We start from the raw sequence: 17,985 nt of genomic DNA, 5'->3' as shown, positions 1-17,985 counted from the left end.
GGTATCTCTGATGCCTATTGCCGGCGCAAGATTTCTGGAAGAATGAGATAGTAAGATCCGGCAACGTAACAGCCTTTGTTGTTTCAATTAATCATTTTTATGATTCTTAAGAGAATTCATGGAACTGCGGGAGCCGACTATTTCGTTCTTTTAACCGGTGCATGCCCGCAGGTTGGTATCTTGGATGCCGTGGTTATTGCTGTTGATCTAGAGCATCTAGAAGATAGAGCCGTACCATATTGAGAAGATTGATCACTGAGAAACTCACAGTTGCTTGATGATTGAAGTAGGGGATTACCATCTCTTTTTCATGAAGTCGATCATGATGTTGAAGTAGTAGCGTTAACTTCATATTTTGTCCCACTTTTTCACCATGAACGGTCGCCACCAAATCGGCGTGACTTAAGGATTGAATATAGTAGAGCTTGGTTTTATATGCTTCGACAGAGAGATCTTGATAGCGACTTTCGATCCAAGCGCCTTTGAAGTAGTGCTCTCGATCACTCTTCTCATTAAGGCGACTAGAGATCATCCCTTCACTAAAAGATTCATATAACCCTAAAGTGAGCTGTTTTTCATTGAGAAGATCGGCAACAACTGATTCCATGCTCATCTGATCTTCGCCAAAACAGAGATCTCCGAGAAGCGTTTTAGCACGTTGAGCAAAGGGTTCAATTAAAGCCATCGCCGCAGATTCGGAATGAGTTTTAGCAGAGAAACGAACCTGAATGCCTTCAATACCAGAGGCAAGAAAGGAGAGCTTAGGATTGGGGAGATGATCGAGCTCATCATTAATCTCCGATAACAGTGCAGAGATATCGGATTCCCCTTTTCCCCAACAACGAAGCGTCTTTGTGTAGATCCGTTCGACATCAGGTAGAAGCGTTAAAAGATAGGGAATCACATCTTGCTCCATCATCACCTTCATCTCAGCAGGAACGCCGGGCATTAGAAAGAGATGTTTTCCTTCATATTGAAGATGGATGCCGGGGGCAGTGCCGGGAAAGGCCTCTAAGATGTCAGCACCTTCAGGATAGAAAGCTTGGCGTAAGTTATTATCAGACATCGTTCTATTGCGTTGGCGAAACTTCTCCCGAATGACTTCAGCAAGTGTCTCATCATAGATGAGTGGAAGATCGAGTGCTTTGGCAACAGCTTCACGAGTGATATCATCTTGCGTGGGTCCTAATCCGCCTGTGCAGAGAATAATATCGGCACGACTAAAGGCACGTGCAAGCGTTGTGGCCATATTGTTGAGATTATCCCCTACGGTGGATTTAAAATGGCAATCGATCCCGATTTCACTCAATTGACGCGCAATCCAAGGGCCATTTGTATCGATTGATTGACCTAAAAGAAGTTCTGAACCACTGACTATAATCTCTGCTTTCATCAATAAAATCCTCTATTGCCTTGTCCCGGGAGATACCACGGTTGGAATAGAGTATTTTACAGGATGGATTGAAGAAATACAGTGATATAGCACCAGATTTTTTGCGATGGATGGAATCTTAATCTATTTGAGAATAATCGATATGAACATTAGGAAGGGTGCAGGACAGTGGTTCTGTTTTAAGGTAGAGCTCTTTTTCTCGACGAGGAAGTTGCTTAAAGGCATACTCTGCTTTCATTGCTGCACTTCGGCTAAGATAGCGTTTCGCGAAGATCATTGTGGCAGGACGACGCGACATCGGGCGGGTATATTTGGCCCCTTTCCCAAGATTATGTTCTGCTAATCTTCTGGTAAGATCTTTGGTATAGCCGGCATAGAGGGTATTATCCCGGCAATGGAGAACATAGAAGTAGTGCAACTCCCTTTTTTGTGAATCTAATGTTAAGGCGTTTTCGATTTTACATCTCCTGAAAACGATAATCGTGATGCTGTCTTAAGATCTCGATAATCTGTGCGCGGAGATTATGCTCGATATAACGTTTACGAAGGGGAACATGCAGAATGGGAATCTGTGCTTGATAGAGCGCTTCATCGACAAAAGCATCACGCACTTTGCGCTCATATTGATCATGGGTACTATCATCAAGCTCAATTACGAGAAGAGGTGCTGTTGTTAAAGGATGCACTAAGACAAAATCGACATGTTTTGAACGAATTTTACTAAATGCGCCGGCATAATCGCTCCGTTCAAGCCCGGGTCTCACCTTGATAATATCGGCAATCCGTACTTTACCAAAGATCTTTACCGGTATGCCGGCAAGGGCCACTTCTAAAGAGGAGAGAAAGAGCTGCTCTGCCGGTGTGAAGAGGTTAGGAATCGCTTGATACCATGAGGCAGGAACAGGGCGATCGACCTCCACAACTTTTTTCGGCATCATCTTCCAACGAAGAAAGAGAAAGAAACCTAAAATGATCAAAACGATCAAGAGCAGTTTATAGAGCATCTGTTTTTAACTCCCTTTCTCTACAACAGTTGTCGTTTGCGGCTCACGAGTGGTTGTACAGCTAAGATATTCTGAAAGACGCTTCGGATCACGATTGAGCGCATGGTAGATCACAGCATTACTCAAGACATTTTTCACATATCCCCGTGTCTCATAGAAGGGGATTGTTTCGATCCAGAGTGCCATATCGAGTTGCTCATCCTCGTTAGGAAGCCACTTTTTTACATTGTGAGGACCGGCATTATAGCTTGCTAACATATAGGGGATACAACTTCCTACATTCTCTTTCAATTGATGGAGATAGGTGATGCCGTAACGGATATTTGCCTCAGGATCATAGAGAGATTCTCGTTCTTTCTCATTGAGAGAGAGGGAGACACGCTCTGCTGTCGGAATGAGTAATTGCATCAAACCATAAGCGCTTGCCGGAGATTTTGCTCGTTCATGGAAGAGGCTCTCTTGACGAATGAGTCCTAAGACAATCGGCTCTGTGACCAGTTGATCGCTATATTTCTCAATAATTGGGAGATAAGCGGTTGGATAACGGTAGTAGATGCCACCTTCAGCACGGGCTCTAGTTGCCGCTTGGAGACTTAAGTTATAAAAACCAGCATCAAAGGCGGCGATACTTCCTGCCTCTTGTTCTGCTTGTGTGCTATTGCGTAGTGCCTCTTGCCATTTAGCGCGACTAAAGTACTCCTCATTGGCTTTAGCAAGCAGTAATCCCACTATAAAGCGTTGTGGAAGCGGTGTGTCACTCTTTATCTTCTTATTTTTAGCAATTGCATTGATGCCATCATAATTGTGTTCTAGAGCATCTGCTGCTAAAAAACCGTAGAAAGAGGGTTGGTTCTGAATAAGTTTGTAGTAATATTTTGCCTGTTCATGATCGCCAATCTCCATATAGGTTCTGCCTAACCAGTAGCGCCAGACATCCTCTTTTTGCGCTTCAGGAGAGAGATGGGAGAGAAGGGCAAGTGCAATGGGGTAATTTCCCTCTTTAGCCGCTAAACGAAAACCCCATTGAATCAATTGATCATCTCGCTCATCGACAGGGATGGCAAGAATCTTATCAAGAGGTGCTACAGCATCAGCGCGCCCTGCTTGAAAGACGGCGATACGGTTGCGTAATTTGATATAGTCCTCATCGGTCAGAAGCGATTTCTCCTTCGCTAACTGTAAACCTGCTTCTGCTTTTAAGGAGTCTTGACTCGACCATTTTTGCAATACTCTGTTATAGAGCTTCTGACTGTCGGGATAGTAGCTCTTTTGAACCATAATAGCGCTAGGATCTTTTAGAAGATTGGCAAAGTATTGAAAATAGTTCTGCTTCTCTTCAGGAAGCGTTGTAATAAGACTCTCTGCTTTAGAGACTCTTCCCGCTAAGAGAAGTGCTTCGATCTTATTCTCAACAAGAGCGGTATTTTGGTTGTTCTGTAACCAGTAGCGCTCCGCTGGCAAGCAACTATTAGGCAGTTGTAGTTGCTTCTCCCAATCTTTCTGAAATTCAGCGAAATTAAATTGAGCACTCTTCTGCTGCGCATTGTAGAGATAGCATCGTAAACTCAATGTATCTGCAAACTGTGCATGATCGAGAATGAATTGGTAATTCTCCCTCTTCTCTCGATTTTGAAAGAGATTGATCTTTAATGTATTAGCAAAGGGCTCTTTTGCATGGCGATCGGTAAAGTCGAGAACCTCTTGAGGATCGCTCTCATCGATTCGCTCTTGATAGTAGTAGAACTCTAAATAGGGAAGGAGAGAGGAGTTTTGGAGTTGATCGCGATATTGTTGATAGGCTTGCCAATCTTTCTTAACAATTGCCTGTTTTCCATTGATAAATGCCTGCTCTTCTGTAATCTCCATTCCATTTCCCCAAAGAGGAAGTGTGAGAAGAGAGCTTAAAAGTAGCGCGCAGATTGATCGCTTATTTCGTAACAATAGGGTCATATCAAGTCCATTTCCTAAATAATAGATGAAGCGTAATATCGATAGCGAGTAGTGATCATCAGTCCTATTCGGTCAATAGATCGGTGATCTATCAATCGATTACGCTTAAGATTCCACTTGATTTAGATCAAGTATTACGCCCCGATTCTACCATAACTATCGGTAATTATTAGCCTTCAACCGTACCGAAGATCTTATCACCGGCATCGCCTAAGCCTGGAAGGATGTAGGCATCTTCATTTAAGCCTTGATCGATCGATGCTGTATAGATATCAACATCAGGATGCTTTGCATGTAATTTTTCAATACCTTCAGGAGCTGCAACTAAAAAGAGTGCTTTAATCTTCTTACAGCCAGCATTCTTGAGGAGATCGATAGTTGCAATTGCGGTGCCGCCTGTTGCTAACATCGGGTCGATAATAAGCGCAGTACGATCTTCAAGATGAGTGGTGAGCTTCTGATAGTAGGCAACAGCTTCTAAAGTTTCAGGATCACGTTCAAAGCCAACGACAGAGACGCGCGCGCCAGGGATCAACTCTAAAACACCTTGTTGCATACCGATACCCGCTCTTAGGATCGGAACGATGGTAACTTTCTTTCCTTTGATCTGCTCTACTTCAACATCACCGGCCCAACCTTCAACTGTGCGAGGTTCTGTCTCAAGATCTTTGGTCGCTTCATAGGCAAGAAGCTGGGCGATTTCAGAGGCTAATTCTCTAAAATCTTTTGTTGAGATCTCTTTTTTGCGCATCTTTCCAATTTTATGGGCAACAAGAGGGTGTTTAATCTCAAAAACGTTCATGAGTTATCTCCTTAAATTAATTAGCAAAAAACCCATTTTGGGCATGGGTTTTTTGTAATTAATGAATTGCGCTAGTACTCACTAGTTGTGAACAGTACTAGCATAAGTTGTACGAATCTGGATCGTTCCGATATAAGTATTTTGTGATCTCATTTGATTAATCTCAAGCGCTTATATCAGTGATCGACCAATCATGCCTTTTGGTTTTCGATCGCTTCATTCATCATCTGCTTGAGATCATTACGCTCTGCAAGCTCTAAAATGATGTCACATCCGCCGATCAACTCTCCACCGATATAGATTTGTGGGAAGGTTGGCCAATCTGCATATTTTGGAAGATGTTCAAAAATTTGTGGATCATCCATCACATTTACAAATGAGAAGGGAAGACCGGTATCTGCAAGTGCCTGTGCTGCACGACTTGAGAAACCACACATTGGAAATTGTGGGCTTCCTTTCATGTAGATAACTACAGGGTTTTCAGTTACTTGGCTCTTGATCTTCTCGAGCGTTGCTTGTTCTGTCATCTTTTTATACTCCTAGTAAAAATACCACTCTATTTTATCAGTTATTCCCTGAAGGTGGCATATTATAGCTACAAAAGGGGCAAAGATATTATTTTTAAGCGATATCTTTGCGTTGATGTCGGTTTCTTTACAATCTTTACACTTTTTATACTTCTCTATTCTCTACCACTTGATAATGGGGATCAATTGTTTAATTCCAAAGTGATATTTCTAGAACCGATGGGTGAAACGGGCGATCTTAATCTATTGACGCCCCTCACCATGGCCGAGCACAATATATTTTTGTGAGGTTAAGCCCTCAAGCCCTACAGGACCGCGAACATGAAGCTTATCGGTAGAGATGCCAATCTCTGCACCTAGACCAAATTCAAAGCCATCACAGAATCGGGATGAGGCATTGATCATGACACAAGCGGAATCAACAGCGCGGAGGAAATGCATCGCTTTAGAGTAGTTCTCCGTCAAGATCACATCGGTATGGTGGGAACCATAATGATTAATATGTGTAATGGCTTCTTCCATACTTTTGACCACTTTTACCGCCAAGATTGGGGCGAGATATTCAGCATGCCAATCCTCTTCTGCAGCAATAATTGCCGGAATATTTTCCGCTTTAAGAAGTGCTAAAGCTTTTTCACAAGTTCTCAGTTCTACCCCTTTCTCAACTAAGATCGTTGCCATCTCGGGAAGAAACTTCTTTAAGATTCCCTCATGAATTAAGAGCGTCTCCATCGTGTTACAAGGGGCAAAGCGCTGCGTCTTTGCATTATCGACAACATGGTAAGCTTTGTTAATATCCGCTTCACTATCGACATAGGTATGGCAAACACCATCGAGATGTTTAATAACAGGAACCGTTGCTTGGTGATTGATCCGTTCCACCAGTGCTTTACCGCCACGAGGAATTACTACATCGATATATTGTGGTGAGGTGACCATCAGATCAACAATCGCGCGATCGGTGGTATTGATAATTTGAATTGAATCTTTCGGCAGTCCCGCCTTTTCGAGCGCAATCGTGAGTAGTGTTGCTAAGTATTGATTGGTATGAAAGGCTTCACTCCCGCCGCGAAGGACTGCGGCATTTCCCGATTTTAGGCAGAGTGCTGCAGCATCAATCGTTACATTAGGGCGAGATTCATAAATAATTGCAATAACGCCGAGAGGCATTCGCATTTTGCCAACCTGAATACCTGAGGGGCGAACTTTAATATCGCTGATTTCACCAATAGGATCAGGGAGGAGAATCATCTCTTTAACGCCATTTGCCATCGCTTCAATACGTGTATCATCGAGTGCTAAACGATCGATAAAGGCAACATCAAAATTTTGTTCTTTTGCATTGGTAAGATCTTTACTATTTTCAAGCTTGATCTCTTCACGGTGCGCTAGGATCTCTTCATAGAGACGCTCTAAAAATTGATTCTTCTTTCCAGAGTCCGCCATACGGAGCTTTTCGGAGGCGCTACGAGCATTCTCTCCCACATTTTGCCAGTAATTTAACATATATTGATATCCTCATTGAGTTCTCTATTTTTTTAGTCTAGATGATTCTGTAGTCGTTGATCTACAAAGTGGATCTAGCTCTCATTATTCACAGATTAGTATACAGGATTTGTTAGAAAAAACGGGGAAGCTGTTGGAATTGAGTGATAAAAAAAGAGCTCTTTGGAGGGGAACCAAAGAGCTCAGTAGATATTGGATCTCGACTTAGGAAATCAGATCCAAGGATTCAGAGAGAATCGATATCTACTTATCAGCCAAAGAAACGCTTACAGAGAAGAGAACTGCTGCAATACGTACCGCTGACTGAATTCCTTGAGAAGAGACACCTAATTGGCGTAAGTTTTTCTCATGTGAGTCGACACACATTCCACAACCGTTGACAGCTGATACAGCGATAGAAGCAAGCTCAAAAGTCGCTTTATCAAGACCTGGGTTTGCCATTTGGTTCATGCGAAGACGTGCTGGTAATTTTGTATACTCATCGTTTGATACAAGATGGGTAAAACGATAGTAGATGTTATTCATGCTCATGATGCTTGTTGCGATCTGCGCACCTTGGAACTCCTCTTCTGTTAAGAAGTCTTGTGCAAATTTTTCCATTGCATCGATTAACACTTTACATTTGGTGCTTAGCGCTACAGAAACAGCAACAGCAGCGATCTGTTTCTCAGTCAGACCTGGCGCACCAGCTTCTGTTAAAACAGTTGAAAAGTTAAGACGCATATCTTTTGCATACGCTGGTAACATCTCTTTAATGGTATCGATAGCCATAATGAATCTCCTTACTATTTAAAATATTGCTTAATTGATTTAATCAGTTTAATCAGTTGGTTGTTTATCTGAAAGCTTATCTCTAATAAACAATCTTCAACTTTTGTATCTTTAATTTAATCTTTAATTTTGGTGAGATTTAAAGATTGCTCCTTTTGAAGTCCTTTATCTATGAGCCTTCTGGAGCGACTGAAGATATTAAAACATATATAACGGGCAAAATCTTATGGTATTTATTAATAGCTACGATAAAGAATCTTAAAAAGGGTCTGATAAGAGGAAGTTATCAGAACCTATATATTAACCTCTAAGAAGATCAGCGGAGCCGCGGGAGAGCACTATTTCGCTCTTATCACGACCGTATGCCCGCAGGTTGGCATCGATGATGTCGAGGAGTCAGAACTACTTAAACCCATGATTGAGATGATGATTATCGGCAATTGAGAGATTATTTATTGCCGGCGCGTGATTTTTGAAAGAACACGATGGTGAGATCCGGCATCTCATCAGCCTCTTTTTGTCTTCATTAATCATTAATAATTCTTAAGATGATCCGTTGAGCCGCGGGAGAGCACTATTTCGCTCTTATCTCTACTGCATGCCCACAGGTCGGCATCGATGATGCCGAGAAAGATCGAATGATTGAAGTCGCCAACTTGCCGGCAACAGGGGATAGCCAATCTGCCGGCGCGTAGTTTTTGAAAGAACGCGATGGTGAGATCCGGCAACTCATCAGCCTCTGTTTGTTATAATTCAATTCAAGTTTTCAATTCAAGTTGCAAGTTGAGATTGAAGTTAAGATTCAAAATGTTGAATTAGGGCAAGTTATAACATCGATTATCGATCAATACGATCAATATGAATAGTTAAGATTGAGGAGGATTAAATATGGAAAAAGAGCAAATAGCACCACCTGTAGAGTTAGATCCCAAGAATTCTAATGAGAAGAGAGAAAGAGGTGATGAGGATATTTGTCACTATTTAACAAATTGGTTGGCACGAGAGATCCCAATTAGCCAATCATTAGAACTTAAACCGCTCTCATGGGTACAGGAGAAGTTGACTATAGCGGTACCACTAGCACCTAATCGTAATCATATGGGAACCGGATTTGGCGGAAGTCTCTATACGGCATCTCTCCTAGTCGCTTGGAGCTGGCTCCATCTTAAGTTGAGAGAGTTAGGGATTAGCGAAAAGATCCATATCGTTATTCAAGATGCACATATTCACTATCCTATGCCGATGAAAGAGGATGCTATCGCGATTTGTGAAGCATCGAGTGACGAACCATGGGCTCGCTTTGTTAAGATGTTTCATCGCTATGGGAAAGGGCGAATAAAGTTGGAGAGTCATCTTGAGAGCGCTGGTATCATAACCACCCAATTTAAGGGAGATTTTGTCGTTTATCGCACTTAAATTGAGAAAGATTTGCGGTTAGATCATCTTATTGACTCTATTTTCTTATAAAGTGTTCTTTATACAGTGTAAAATAGCTAGCTGTTAGTAAACTCATTTTGAGTTTGCTGATGAATATCATTATCTAATAGGTTGTATCTAATAGGTTGTATCTAATAGAACGTTATCTAACAGATTGTCCCGATAGATACTATCAACCTATCAATTTTAGGATCAAAGAGAAAGGAATCTTCATGACGCTTAACGCACGTGATCGACGACAAAATATTCAACTTTTAAAACAGGAGCATTATGATCTTGTCATTATGGGAGGGGGGATTACCGGTGCCGGTATTGCGCTTGATGCTGCTTCAAGAGGGATGAAGGTTGCATTGTTAGAGAGAGAAGATTTTGCTTCTGGAGCAAGTGGTCGCTCAACAAAGATGATTCATGGTGGATTGCGCTATCTGAAGAAGCTTCAAATTAAGAATGTGATGCAGACGGGAAAAGAGCGCGCGACGCTCTATGAGAATGCCCCCCATGTGATTCGTCGAGAGAAGATGCTGATTCCCTTCTATAAAGGGGGAAGTTTTGGGCGATTGACTACATCGATCGGTCTGAAAGTGTATGACTATCTTGCCGGCGTGCAGAAAGATGAGCGCCGACAGATCTATCGTCGTGAAGAGGTCTTAAAGAAGATTCCCCAACTGAAAGCGGAAGGTTTACGCGGCGCTGCTGAATATGTTGAGTATCGTACCGATGATGCGCGCTTAACGTTGGAGATTATCAAAAGAGCTGTAGAGATGGGGGCTCATTGCTTCAATTACCTTGAAGCACAATCCTTTAATTATGATCCTAATGGCTATGTTGAAGCCGTTGTTGCTAAAGATCGAATGACCCAAAATACCTACCTTGTTGAAGGGGATATCGTTCTCAATGCCACTGGCGCATGGGCTTACGATTTCTCTCCGGAAGCGATTGTTGATGGGATGGAAGTGCGTTATATCAAAGGAGCCCATCTTGTCTTTGATCAGAAAGATTTCCCCCTTGAAGATGCTCTCTTTTTTGATACCGAAGATAATAAGCAGATGGTATGTGCTATCCCGCGCGGTGATAAGACCTATGTTGGTGTGAGTAGCTCCCTTTATGAAGGTAAGCGAGAAACGCCAGCAGTTTCGACGACAGATCAAGCAAGGCTCTTAGCATTGATCAATCAATATTTACCGGCACTCAATCTTACAACGGAATCGATCGAATCTTCTTGGGCAGGTGTAGCATCAATCATTATTGATAAGCACCATACAGGGAAGAAGGGAGAGAAGAGCCTTCTCAAGATTACAGGCGATGGTTTAGTCACTGTCACAACCGGTAAATTAACGGGGTATCGGGAATTAGCGGAATCAGTTGTTGATGAGATTGTGGCAAAATTGGGAAGCGAAAAGGGAAAAACATTTGGTGCATGCCAAACGATGACGCTACCGATCTCCGGCGGTGATGTGGGAGGGAGTGAAGGGTTTGCGCAATTTATTGAAAAAGCGGTTGAAGCAGGCATCGCTGCCAATTTAACAGAAGAGGAGGCGCGTCAATTAGCGTTGATCTATGGTAGCAATATCGACCAACTCTTCAATATTGCTAAAACAGCTTCGCCTGAAGAGATGCAGGGATTGCCACTACCTCTCTATCTACAGCTTCGTTATGCTTTAGAGCATGAATCCCTTTTAAGACCGAGTGACTTTTTTATTCGTCGTACGGGAATGCTCTATTTTAATCTTGCTCAGATGGTGCAGTATCAAGTGGAGGTCGTGCGTTTTATGGCACGTTATTTCTCTTGGAGTATTGAGCAGATTAAACACTACAACAGTGAGCTTGAGATGGCGCTCTATCAAGCAACTCATCCTGTAGAAGATGATCGAATTGTGAAGTTAACAAAAAAAGAGCAAGCAGTTGCTGCAGCACCTGTGATCGAAGAGATATCTCATCCGAAAGAGAAGGAGAATGGGGCAGAATTGACGACTCATGACTCATCTGGGAAAGAGGGTAGAGCGCTCTAAAAGAATCGGTTAAAATGGTGAATAAAATTATTCATAAAACAATAATTCGCGTAAAGTATTCTTCCTAAGAATAAAAATAAGAGACTGACTAAAATACCTAGGTCTTTAGAGTCTATTAGGGATCTATTGGATCTATCGGATCTATTAGACCTACTAGAAGTATCTATCTAAGGTATAAGGTTGAAAGTACAAATTGAGAGTACCTGTTGAAGTACTCATATAAAACAAGAAGTGAGGGAGCGTTATGAGTAAAGAGCATCTTGCAGTATTAGAGCAGCGTCTAGAAGAGATCGATTTTGATAAATCGTTGTGTGATGCCTTTTTGAAGTTAAAAGATACCGATGAGATGTTATCTTTTTTAAAGGATCTCTTAACGCCAAAAGAGCTCTCCTCAGTGGTTGAAAGATGGAAGGTATGCCAGTTGCTTGAGCGGGAAGATCTCTCCTATCGAGAAATTCATGCATTGACCTCAGCAAGCTTAACCACAATTGGTCGTGTAGCACGTTTTATTAATGAAGAGAAAAATCATGGTTATCGTCTTGTATTAGGAAGAATGAAGGAAGAGGAGAAGATCTAGAGAGGGGCAGAAGCTTCGATGAGATCTCTGTTTGCTATCGATCGATATTACCTATGTGGTTAACTCTATGTAGTTAAATCAAATGTAGTTAAATCAATATATTAACTTTTATGATGCCGAGCTTAGTCTCGGCATTTTTTTATACTACTTATAATACTTTATGCTTCCCTATGGTTTATAACTTATGGTCTATAAGTTTCATAGATGGATCAATGATTTCTTCTCCCTTATAAAATGAGCCTTGGAAAAATTGAAAAAGATTGACACACTTTTGGAATTGTAATACTGTATCACCACAGTAGTACAAAAATAGAGGCTTAATTCACAATACGGCGCCATAAGCTTCAGAGGTGAAGTCAAAACGAAGTAATAGTGAACTGAAAAAGCGAAGTAGAAAAGCGAAGGCAAAATAATCATTAGGAGCGATCATGAAAAAGTTACTTGCAGTGCTATTAAGTGCCACATTGGCAACAGGACTCTCATTTGCAGATGAGATGAAGAAGGTCTATGTCAATCAAATTGTGGAACATCCGGCACTTGATGCGACCGCAAAAGGAATTCGTGATGGTCTTAAGGAGCGAGGATATATTGAAGGGGAGAATCTCGACTTTATCGTCGAATCTGCTCAAGCAAACGTTGCATTAGCTGCACAGATTTCAACAAAGTTTGTTGCTCAAAATGCCGATGTTACTGTCGGAATTGGAACGCCTTCAGCGCAGAGTTTAGTAAAACCGGCGATGGAAGGGAAGACAAAGATGGTCTTTAGCTCTATTACTGATCCTGTCGGTGCAAGTTTAGTGCCGGCACTCGAAAATGGTAATAATAATGTGACCGGTATGTCGAACTATGTTGAAGTCGCTCCGCAATTAGCGATGTTTAAAGAAGTTTTACCCGAGATGAAGAAGATCGGTTTTATCTACAATCCCGGTGAAGCAAATTCCATTACCCAATTGAAAGATCTTGAAGAAGCAGCGCCAGATTTTGGCTTAGAGGTAGTGACACAATCGGTCAATCGTACGGCGGATGTCCCTCAAGCGGCTACGCGCCTTGCAAATCAGACAGATGCAATCTTTATCTATGGTGATAATACTGCGCTCGCAGCTTTAGAGAGTATTGTTATCGCTGGCATTAAAGCAGGTAAACCTGTATTCGTTGCCGATACCGATGCTGTTCTTTCAGGTCCTTTAGCGGCATTAGGTCCTAATCAATATCAGTTAGGAATCGATACCGCAGAGATGATTGCCGACATTTTAGATGGTCAAGATATTAATACAATTCCCGTCGGATTTCCTGATAAGATGGAGCTCGTTATTAATATGGATACCGCTAATAAGCTTGGCTTAACACTTCCTAAAGAGGTTGTTGAGGCGGCAGCTGTCATCATTAAAGATGGAAAAGCGGAAGCCGTTCAACAAAATTAGGATATAGGATGAGTTTAAGTGAATTGATTATGAGCCTGGAACTCGGGTTCATTTATGGAATTGTCGGGATGGGGATCTACCTCACTTTTAGAATTATCGACTTTCCAGATCTAACTTGTGATGGTAGCTTCGTATTAGGAGCTGCCATCTCTTCCGTTTTAATCAAAGCAGGGGTTGATCCCTTTCTTTCTCTGGTCTTCGCCCTGATGGGTGGCGCACTTGCCGGTGCATTGACGGGAATCTTAAATAGCTTTTTTAAGGTGACCGATCTTCTTGCCGGGATCTTAGTGGCATTTATGCTCTATTCTATCAATCTCCATGTGATGAATGGGACGCCCAATATCTCTCTATTGATGTCACCGACCATCTTTATTACCAATAATTTGGTAGTTTTAGGTGGGATTGCGGTTATTTTGATTGCGCTCTTTAGTTATCTTCTCAATACCGATTTAGGGCTTTCGATCCGTGCTGTTGGGCAAAATAAACGTCTCTGTCTCAATGGTGGAGTTAATGTTAAATGGATGGTGATTTTAGGTGTTGCGATGGGAAATGCGCTTATTGCGATGGGGGGCGCACTCTTTAGTCAGCAGCAAGGGTTTACCGATATCTCTGCCGGTATCGGCACCATTATTGCCGGGTTTGCCGCCGTAATCATTGGGGAGCGAATCCTTCCTTTTCGTTCAATGTGGATTAAGTTATTGAGCTGTATTGTCGGTTCGATCGTCTATCGTATTGTCACAGGTCTTGCACTCCATGCAGAATTCCTCAATTTGAAGAGTTACGACTTCAACCTGATCGCCGGTCTTCTGATTATTATCATTATGGCGATGCCGGGAGGAAAGCGTCGATGCTAAAATTAGAGGGTATTAAGCTTGTTGTTGGTAAAGGGACACAGCTTGAGCGGACAATCTTAGAAGATCTCTCACTTGAGGTTAAAAAAGGGGAATTTGTCGTGATTATCGGTGGGAATGGCGCCGGTAAATCGACAGTTTTCAATACCATTTCTGGTTTTATGAAGCCGGAGAAGGGCAAAATTTTAATCGATGGTGTTGATGTCACCAAGAGTTCTCAACAGGAGCGGGCAAAATGGGTCTCTATTGTGATGCAAGATCCCCGTGTCGGGACTATGGAGAATATGACCATTTTAGAGAATATGGCTTTCTCCTATAAGCGTGGTGGACGCCGAGGCTTCTCTCTTTTTAATAATCGTGAGCGGCGCCATTTCTTTCAAGAGAAGTTAGCGCTTCTTGATATGAATTTAGAAAATCGACTCAACGAAACTGTAACAAATCTCTCCGGCGGTCAACGCCAAGCATTAAGTCTTGTGATGTCGATTGTGGCAGAATCTAAGATTTTATTACTTGATGAGATTACAGCCGCGCTCGATCCTAAAATTGCAGAAAATGTGATGGCATTAGCGGATAAGTTAGTACGGGATCAATCGCTCACCTGTGTTATGATTACTCACAATATGGAGCATGCGATTCGTTATGGTGATCGCACTATTCTTCTAAAAGATGGCAAGTTCCGTAAAGAGTATAGCCGTGCAGAGAAGGAGAATCTGACGGTCTTCGATTTAACACGAGAGTTTACCGATCCCTAATTGTGGCGATATCGAAGGATCGATAGATAGCATAATATCATGAGAGAGAAGATAGAAGTTATTGGTCAATCCCTACTATTAGACGCCTCTTCAGATGGAGAGGCGCTCTTGCTTTCTCTATTAGAGAAGGTGAAGTCAGTTGAAGCGACTGCAATGGCGACGCTTGCGGAGCGATTATCCGTCAAAGAATTTAAGCAGTTACAAAAAAGGATTGGCAAATTACACAGCGCTTCTCAATCACGCTGTATGGCGAGCTCCTTTCGTGCGCGAATAGCCCCTCGTTTGGCAATCGCTACCAAAGATCTCTATCCTAAAATCTCGTTTCATCTTCGCGGAAAGAGTGCCGGAACTGCGCATCTTCAGCGTTGGGAGCTCCGTTTTAATCCAATACTTTTAGCAGAAAATGGTCAAGCCTTTATTGATGAGGTGGTGCCTCATGAATATGCCCATCTCTTAGTCTATGCTTTAGCCGGTGATGTAGCGCCACATGGTGCTGAATGGCGTTGGATGATGGAGGAGATCCTAGCGGTGCCGGCAAATCGAACGCATCAATTCTCCACAGAGAATAGCCGTACGCGACAATATCAAAAGTTCTCTTATCATTGTGGCTGTCAAACGCATCAGTTAACTACAATTCGGCATAATCGTCTCTTACGGGGGGAAGCACAATACCATTGTAAACAGTGTGGTGCAGCCTTAGTAAGAGCGGATGATTCCTCCACTTGTTAAAACTTTATAACAAAAGAGGCTGAACGCTGCCGGATCTCACTATCGCGTTTTTCCAGAAATCTCACGCCGGCAGAAGGCAATCACTCGATTACCGGAAAACTTTCTCGGCATCAAGGATGTCGACCTGCGGGCATGCAGTAGTGATAAGAATGAAACGGTTGGTTCCCGCCCCTCCGGAAATTGTCTTAGAGGTTATCAATTAAAACAGAAGCTGAACGCTACCGGATCTCACTATCACGTTCTTCCATAAACTGCACGCCGGCAAGTTGGCGATCTCAATCACCGACAAATATTACTCCATATCGATACTATTTCTCGGCATCAAGGATGCCGACCTGCGGGCATGCAGTAGTGATAAGAATGAAACGGTAGGTTCCCGCGACTCAACAAATTTTCTTATGGGTTGAATCTATTAAACAAAAGAGGCTGAACGCTGCCGGATCTCACTATCACATTTTTCCATAAACTGCGCGCCGGCAAGTTGGTGATCTCAATCACCGACAAATATTACTCCATATCGATACTATTTTTCGGCATTAAGGATGCCGACTTGCGGGCATACGGTCGTGATAAGAGCGAGATGGTAGGTTCCCGCGACTCAACAGATTTTCTTATGGGTTGAATCTATTAAACAAAAGAGGCTGAACGCTGCCGGTCCTCACTATCACGTTCTTCCATAAACTGCGCGCCGGCAGAAGGTAATCACTCGATTACCGGAAAACTTTCTCGGCATCAAGGATGCCGACCTGCGGGCATGTAGTAGTGATAAGAATGAAACGGTTGGTTCCCGCCCCTCCGGAAATTGTCTTAGAGGTTATCAATTAAAACAGAAGCTGAACGCTGCCGGTCCTCACTATCACGTTCTTCCATAAACTGCGCGCCGGCAGTTGGCGATCTTCGATCACCAGAAATTTTTCGGCATCAAGGATGCCGACTTGCGGGCATACGGTCGTGATAAGAGCGAGATGGTAGGTTCCCGCGACTCAACAGATTTTCTTATGGGTTGAATCTATTAAATAAAAGAGGCTGAACGCTGCCGGATCTCACTATCGCGTTCTTCCATAAACTGCGCGCCGGCAAGTTGGTGATCTCAATCACCGACAAATATTACTCCATATCGATACTATTTCTCGGCATCAAGGATGCCGACCTGCGGGCATGCGGTCGTGATAAGAGCAAGATGGTAGGTTCCCGCATATCCACGAATTTTCTTACTGAGTTGCATCGTTATAGATTATTAACGGTATCTCTATTATCAGTAATGGAAATTATTGAGGATAGGCTATACAATGACGAGCGATTAAAATCATAGTAAAAAGGTGAATCCGGTGAGTCTATCCGTTTCTGAAAAAAAGTTAGAAAAACGTCTCCGTCGTAATGTGGGGCGCGCGATTATGGATTATCAGATGATTGAAGAGGGTGATCGCGTGATGGTCTGCCTCTCTGGAGGAAAGGATTCTTATGCGCTCTTAGATCTTCTTCTAAAGCTACAGAAGCAGGCACCGGTTAATTTTGAGCTCTTTGCTGTCAATCTCGATCAGAAGCAACCCGGGTTTCCGGAGGAGATTTTGCCCAATTATCTCCACTCTATCAATGTCCCTTTTGAAATTTTAGAGCAGGATACCTACTCGGTGGTGCAACGCCTTATCCCTGAAGGGAAGACTACTTGTAGCCTCTGCTCTCGTCTACGTCGGGGTGTGCTCTATCAATATGCGAAAGAGAAGGGCTTTAATAAGATCGCGCTTGGTCATCATCGTGATGATATTGTGGAAACACTCTTTATGAATCTCTTTTTTGGTGGCGTTTTAAAAGCGATGCCCCCTAAATTAGAGAGTGATGATGGAGAAAATATTGTTATCCGTCCGCTGACTTACTGTAGTGAGAGCGATCTGATTAAGTATGCACAGTTGCGTCAATTCCCCATTATTCCATGCAACCTCTGCGGTTCACAAGATGGATTGCAACGGCAAAGTACAAAGCAGATGTTAGCTGCATGGGAAGCAGAATATCCGGGTAGAATTGATTCGATCTTTCGTGCGATCACTAATATTAAGCCCTCACAACTGGCCGATCCCCATCTCTTCGACTTTAAAAACTTCCTTGTGAGAGGTGGAGTAGAGCCTACGGCTCTTGAACGAAAAGAGCTCGGAATTGACCCCGAGAATAATTGGTTACGTTAATTTTAATTCTCTTTAGACGCTTTCTCTTTAGATCGATGTGATTGAGTTCTTTATCGCTTATTTCTTTATCGCTTAT

The 17,985-nt window shown here is 42.7% G+C and carries 17 protein-coding genes; 8 read left to right on the top strand and 9 right to left on the bottom strand.

Annotation, left to right across the window (positions count from 1 at the left end; all coding sequences use genetic code 11):
• Positions 1–193: 193 nt before the first annotated feature.
• The 9 genes from DC082_RS03665 to DC082_RS10710 all read right to left on the bottom strand — a co-directional run bounded on the left by DC082_RS03665 (position 194) and on the right by DC082_RS10710 (position 8,686).
• Positions 194–1,393, bottom strand: coding sequence for a CinA family nicotinamide mononucleotide deamidase-related protein (locus DC082_RS03665; RefSeq protein ID WP_109235801.1), 1,200 nt, complete (start codon positions 1,391–1,393; stop codon positions 194–196).
• A 118-nt stretch (positions 1,394–1,511) separates the two neighbouring features.
• Entirely contained in the window at positions 1,512–1,811 is a 300-nt protein-coding gene (locus DC082_RS03660; protein WP_109235800.1) for a GIY-YIG nuclease family protein, read from the bottom strand.
• A 40-nt stretch (positions 1,812–1,851) separates the two neighbouring features.
• Entirely contained in the window at positions 1,852–2,397 is a 546-nt protein-coding gene (locus DC082_RS03655) for a DUF2726 domain-containing protein (protein WP_109235799.1), read from the bottom strand.
• 6 nt (positions 2,398–2,403) lie between these two features.
• Complete coding sequence (locus DC082_RS03650; protein WP_109235798.1) at positions 2,404–4,347, bottom strand: lytic transglycosylase domain-containing protein; 1,944 nt, start codon at positions 4,345–4,347, stop codon at positions 2,404–2,406.
• A gap of 169 nt (positions 4,348–4,516) precedes the next feature.
• Positions 4,517–5,149 (bottom strand): uracil phosphoribosyltransferase, encoded by a 633-nt coding sequence (gene upp, locus DC082_RS03645; protein WP_109202384.1) that lies wholly within the window; start codon positions 5,147–5,149, stop codon positions 4,517–4,519.
• A 191-nt stretch (positions 5,150–5,340) separates the two neighbouring features.
• A complete protein-coding gene (grxD, locus tag DC082_RS03640; RefSeq protein WP_094567008.1) occupies positions 5,341–5,676 on the bottom strand; it encodes a Grx4 family monothiol glutaredoxin in 336 nt (111 codons plus the stop codon).
• A 243-nt stretch (positions 5,677–5,919) separates the two neighbouring features.
• Complete coding sequence (locus DC082_RS03635; RefSeq protein ID WP_109235797.1) at positions 5,920–7,182, bottom strand: glutamate-5-semialdehyde dehydrogenase; 1,263 nt, start codon at positions 7,180–7,182, stop codon at positions 5,920–5,922.
• Between the two features lie 243 nt (positions 7,183–7,425).
• The gene (locus DC082_RS03630) at positions 7,426–7,953 is read right to left on the bottom strand and encodes a carboxymuconolactone decarboxylase family protein (RefSeq protein WP_109235796.1); all 528 of its coding nucleotides are present in this window, start codon (positions 7,951–7,953) and stop codon (positions 7,426–7,428) included.
• 574 nt (positions 7,954–8,527) lie between these two features.
• On the bottom strand, positions 8,528–8,686 hold the full coding sequence (locus tag DC082_RS10710; protein ID WP_157957394.1) for a hypothetical protein: 159 nt from the start codon (positions 8,684–8,686) through the stop codon (positions 8,528–8,530).
• 155 nt (positions 8,687–8,841) lie between these two features.
• Here DC082_RS10710 and DC082_RS03625 point away from each other — a divergent pair, with 155 nt between their 5' ends.
• The 8 genes from DC082_RS03625 (at position 8,842) to ttcA (ending at position 17,909) form a co-directional block, all read left to right on the top strand.
• Positions 8,842–9,369, top strand: a complete 528-nt coding sequence (locus DC082_RS03625) for a YiiD C-terminal domain-containing protein (RefSeq protein ID WP_109235795.1) — start codon at positions 8,842–8,844, stop codon at positions 9,367–9,369.
• Positions 9,370–9,602: 233 nt separating this feature from the next.
• Entirely contained in the window at positions 9,603–11,399 is a 1,797-nt protein-coding gene (locus tag DC082_RS03620; protein ID WP_109235794.1) for a glycerol-3-phosphate dehydrogenase/oxidase, read from the top strand.
• Between the two features lie 244 nt (positions 11,400–11,643).
• Positions 11,644–11,976 (top strand): YerC/YecD family TrpR-related protein, encoded by a 333-nt coding sequence (locus tag DC082_RS03615; RefSeq protein ID WP_109235793.1) that lies wholly within the window; start codon positions 11,644–11,646, stop codon positions 11,974–11,976.
• 428 nt (positions 11,977–12,404) lie between these two features.
• Positions 12,405–13,397, top strand: coding sequence for an ABC transporter substrate-binding protein (locus DC082_RS03610; protein ID WP_109235792.1), 993 nt, complete (start codon positions 12,405–12,407; stop codon positions 13,395–13,397).
• A gap of 29 nt (positions 13,398–13,426) precedes the next feature.
• Positions 13,427–14,251 carry an ABC transporter permease gene (locus DC082_RS03605; RefSeq protein ID WP_229821562.1) on the top strand — a complete coding sequence of 275 codons (825 nt, stop codon included), beginning with the start codon at positions 13,427–13,429 and terminating at the stop codon, positions 14,249–14,251.
• Entirely contained in the window at positions 14,245–15,000 is a 756-nt protein-coding gene (locus DC082_RS03600) for an ABC transporter ATP-binding protein (protein ID WP_094567017.1), read from the top strand. Before DC082_RS03605 ends, DC082_RS03600 begins: the two co-directional genes overlap by 7 nt.
• A gap of 246 nt (positions 15,001–15,246) precedes the next feature.
• Entirely contained in the window at positions 15,247–15,729 is a 483-nt protein-coding gene (locus DC082_RS10995; protein ID WP_109236187.1) for a SprT family zinc-dependent metalloprotease, read from the top strand.
• Between the two features lie 1,328 nt (positions 15,730–17,057).
• Positions 17,058–17,909, top strand: a complete 852-nt coding sequence (gene ttcA, locus DC082_RS03590) for a tRNA 2-thiocytidine(32) synthetase TtcA (protein WP_229821560.1) — start codon at positions 17,058–17,060, stop codon at positions 17,907–17,909.
• Positions 17,910–17,985 lie beyond the last annotated feature (76 nt).

The organism is Ignatzschineria indica (assembly GCF_003121925.1).
GTDB classification, from domain to species: domain Bacteria; phylum Pseudomonadota; class Gammaproteobacteria; order Cardiobacteriales; family Wohlfahrtiimonadaceae; genus Ignatzschineria; species Ignatzschineria indica.
The sequence above is the reverse complement of the archived record's forward strand: the minus strand, read 5'-3'. Positions and strand labels throughout refer to the sequence as shown.

Bases quoted from the DNA above. Each gene is read 5' to 3' on its own strand.
- DC082_RS03665 (WP_109235801.1), bottom strand. From the start codon at position 1,393: ATGAAAGCAGAGATTATAGTCAGTGGTTCAGAACTTCTTTTAGGTCAA.
- DC082_RS03655 (WP_109235799.1), bottom strand. From the start codon at position 2,397: ATGCTCTATAAACTGCTCTTGATCGTTTTGATCATTTTAGGTTTCTTT.
- DC082_RS03650 (WP_109235798.1), bottom strand. From the start codon at position 4,347: ATGACCCTATTGTTACGAAATAAGCGATCAATCTGCGCGCTACTTTTA.
- upp (WP_109202384.1), bottom strand. From the start codon at position 5,149: ATGAACGTTTTTGAGATTAAACACCCTCTTGTTGCCCATAAAATTGGA.
- grxD (WP_094567008.1), bottom strand. From the start codon at position 5,676: ATGACAGAACAAGCAACGCTCGAGAAGATCAAGAGCCAAGTAACTGAA.
- DC082_RS03635 (WP_109235797.1), bottom strand. From the start codon at position 7,182: ATGTTAAATTACTGGCAAAATGTGGGAGAGAATGCTCGTAGCGCCTCC.
- DC082_RS03630 (WP_109235796.1), bottom strand. From the start codon at position 7,953: ATGGCTATCGATACCATTAAAGAGATGTTACCAGCGTATGCAAAAGAT.
- DC082_RS10710 (WP_157957394.1), bottom strand. From the start codon at position 8,686: ATGAGTTGCCGGATCTCACCATCGCGTTCTTTCAAAAACTACGCGCCG.
- DC082_RS03625 (WP_109235795.1), top strand. From the start codon at position 8,842: ATGGAAAAAGAGCAAATAGCACCACCTGTAGAGTTAGATCCCAAGAAT.
- DC082_RS03620 (WP_109235794.1), top strand. From the start codon at position 9,603: ATGACGCTTAACGCACGTGATCGACGACAAAATATTCAACTTTTAAAA.
- DC082_RS03615 (WP_109235793.1), top strand. From the start codon at position 11,644: ATGAGTAAAGAGCATCTTGCAGTATTAGAGCAGCGTCTAGAAGAGATC.
- DC082_RS03610 (WP_109235792.1), top strand. From the start codon at position 12,405: ATGAAAAAGTTACTTGCAGTGCTATTAAGTGCCACATTGGCAACAGGA.
- DC082_RS03605 (WP_229821562.1), top strand. From the start codon at position 13,427: ATGAGCCTGGAACTCGGGTTCATTTATGGAATTGTCGGGATGGGGATC.
- DC082_RS03600 (WP_094567017.1), top strand. From the start codon at position 14,245: ATGCTAAAATTAGAGGGTATTAAGCTTGTTGTTGGTAAAGGGACACAG.
- DC082_RS10995 (WP_109236187.1), top strand. From the start codon at position 15,247: ATGGCGAGCTCCTTTCGTGCGCGAATAGCCCCTCGTTTGGCAATCGCT.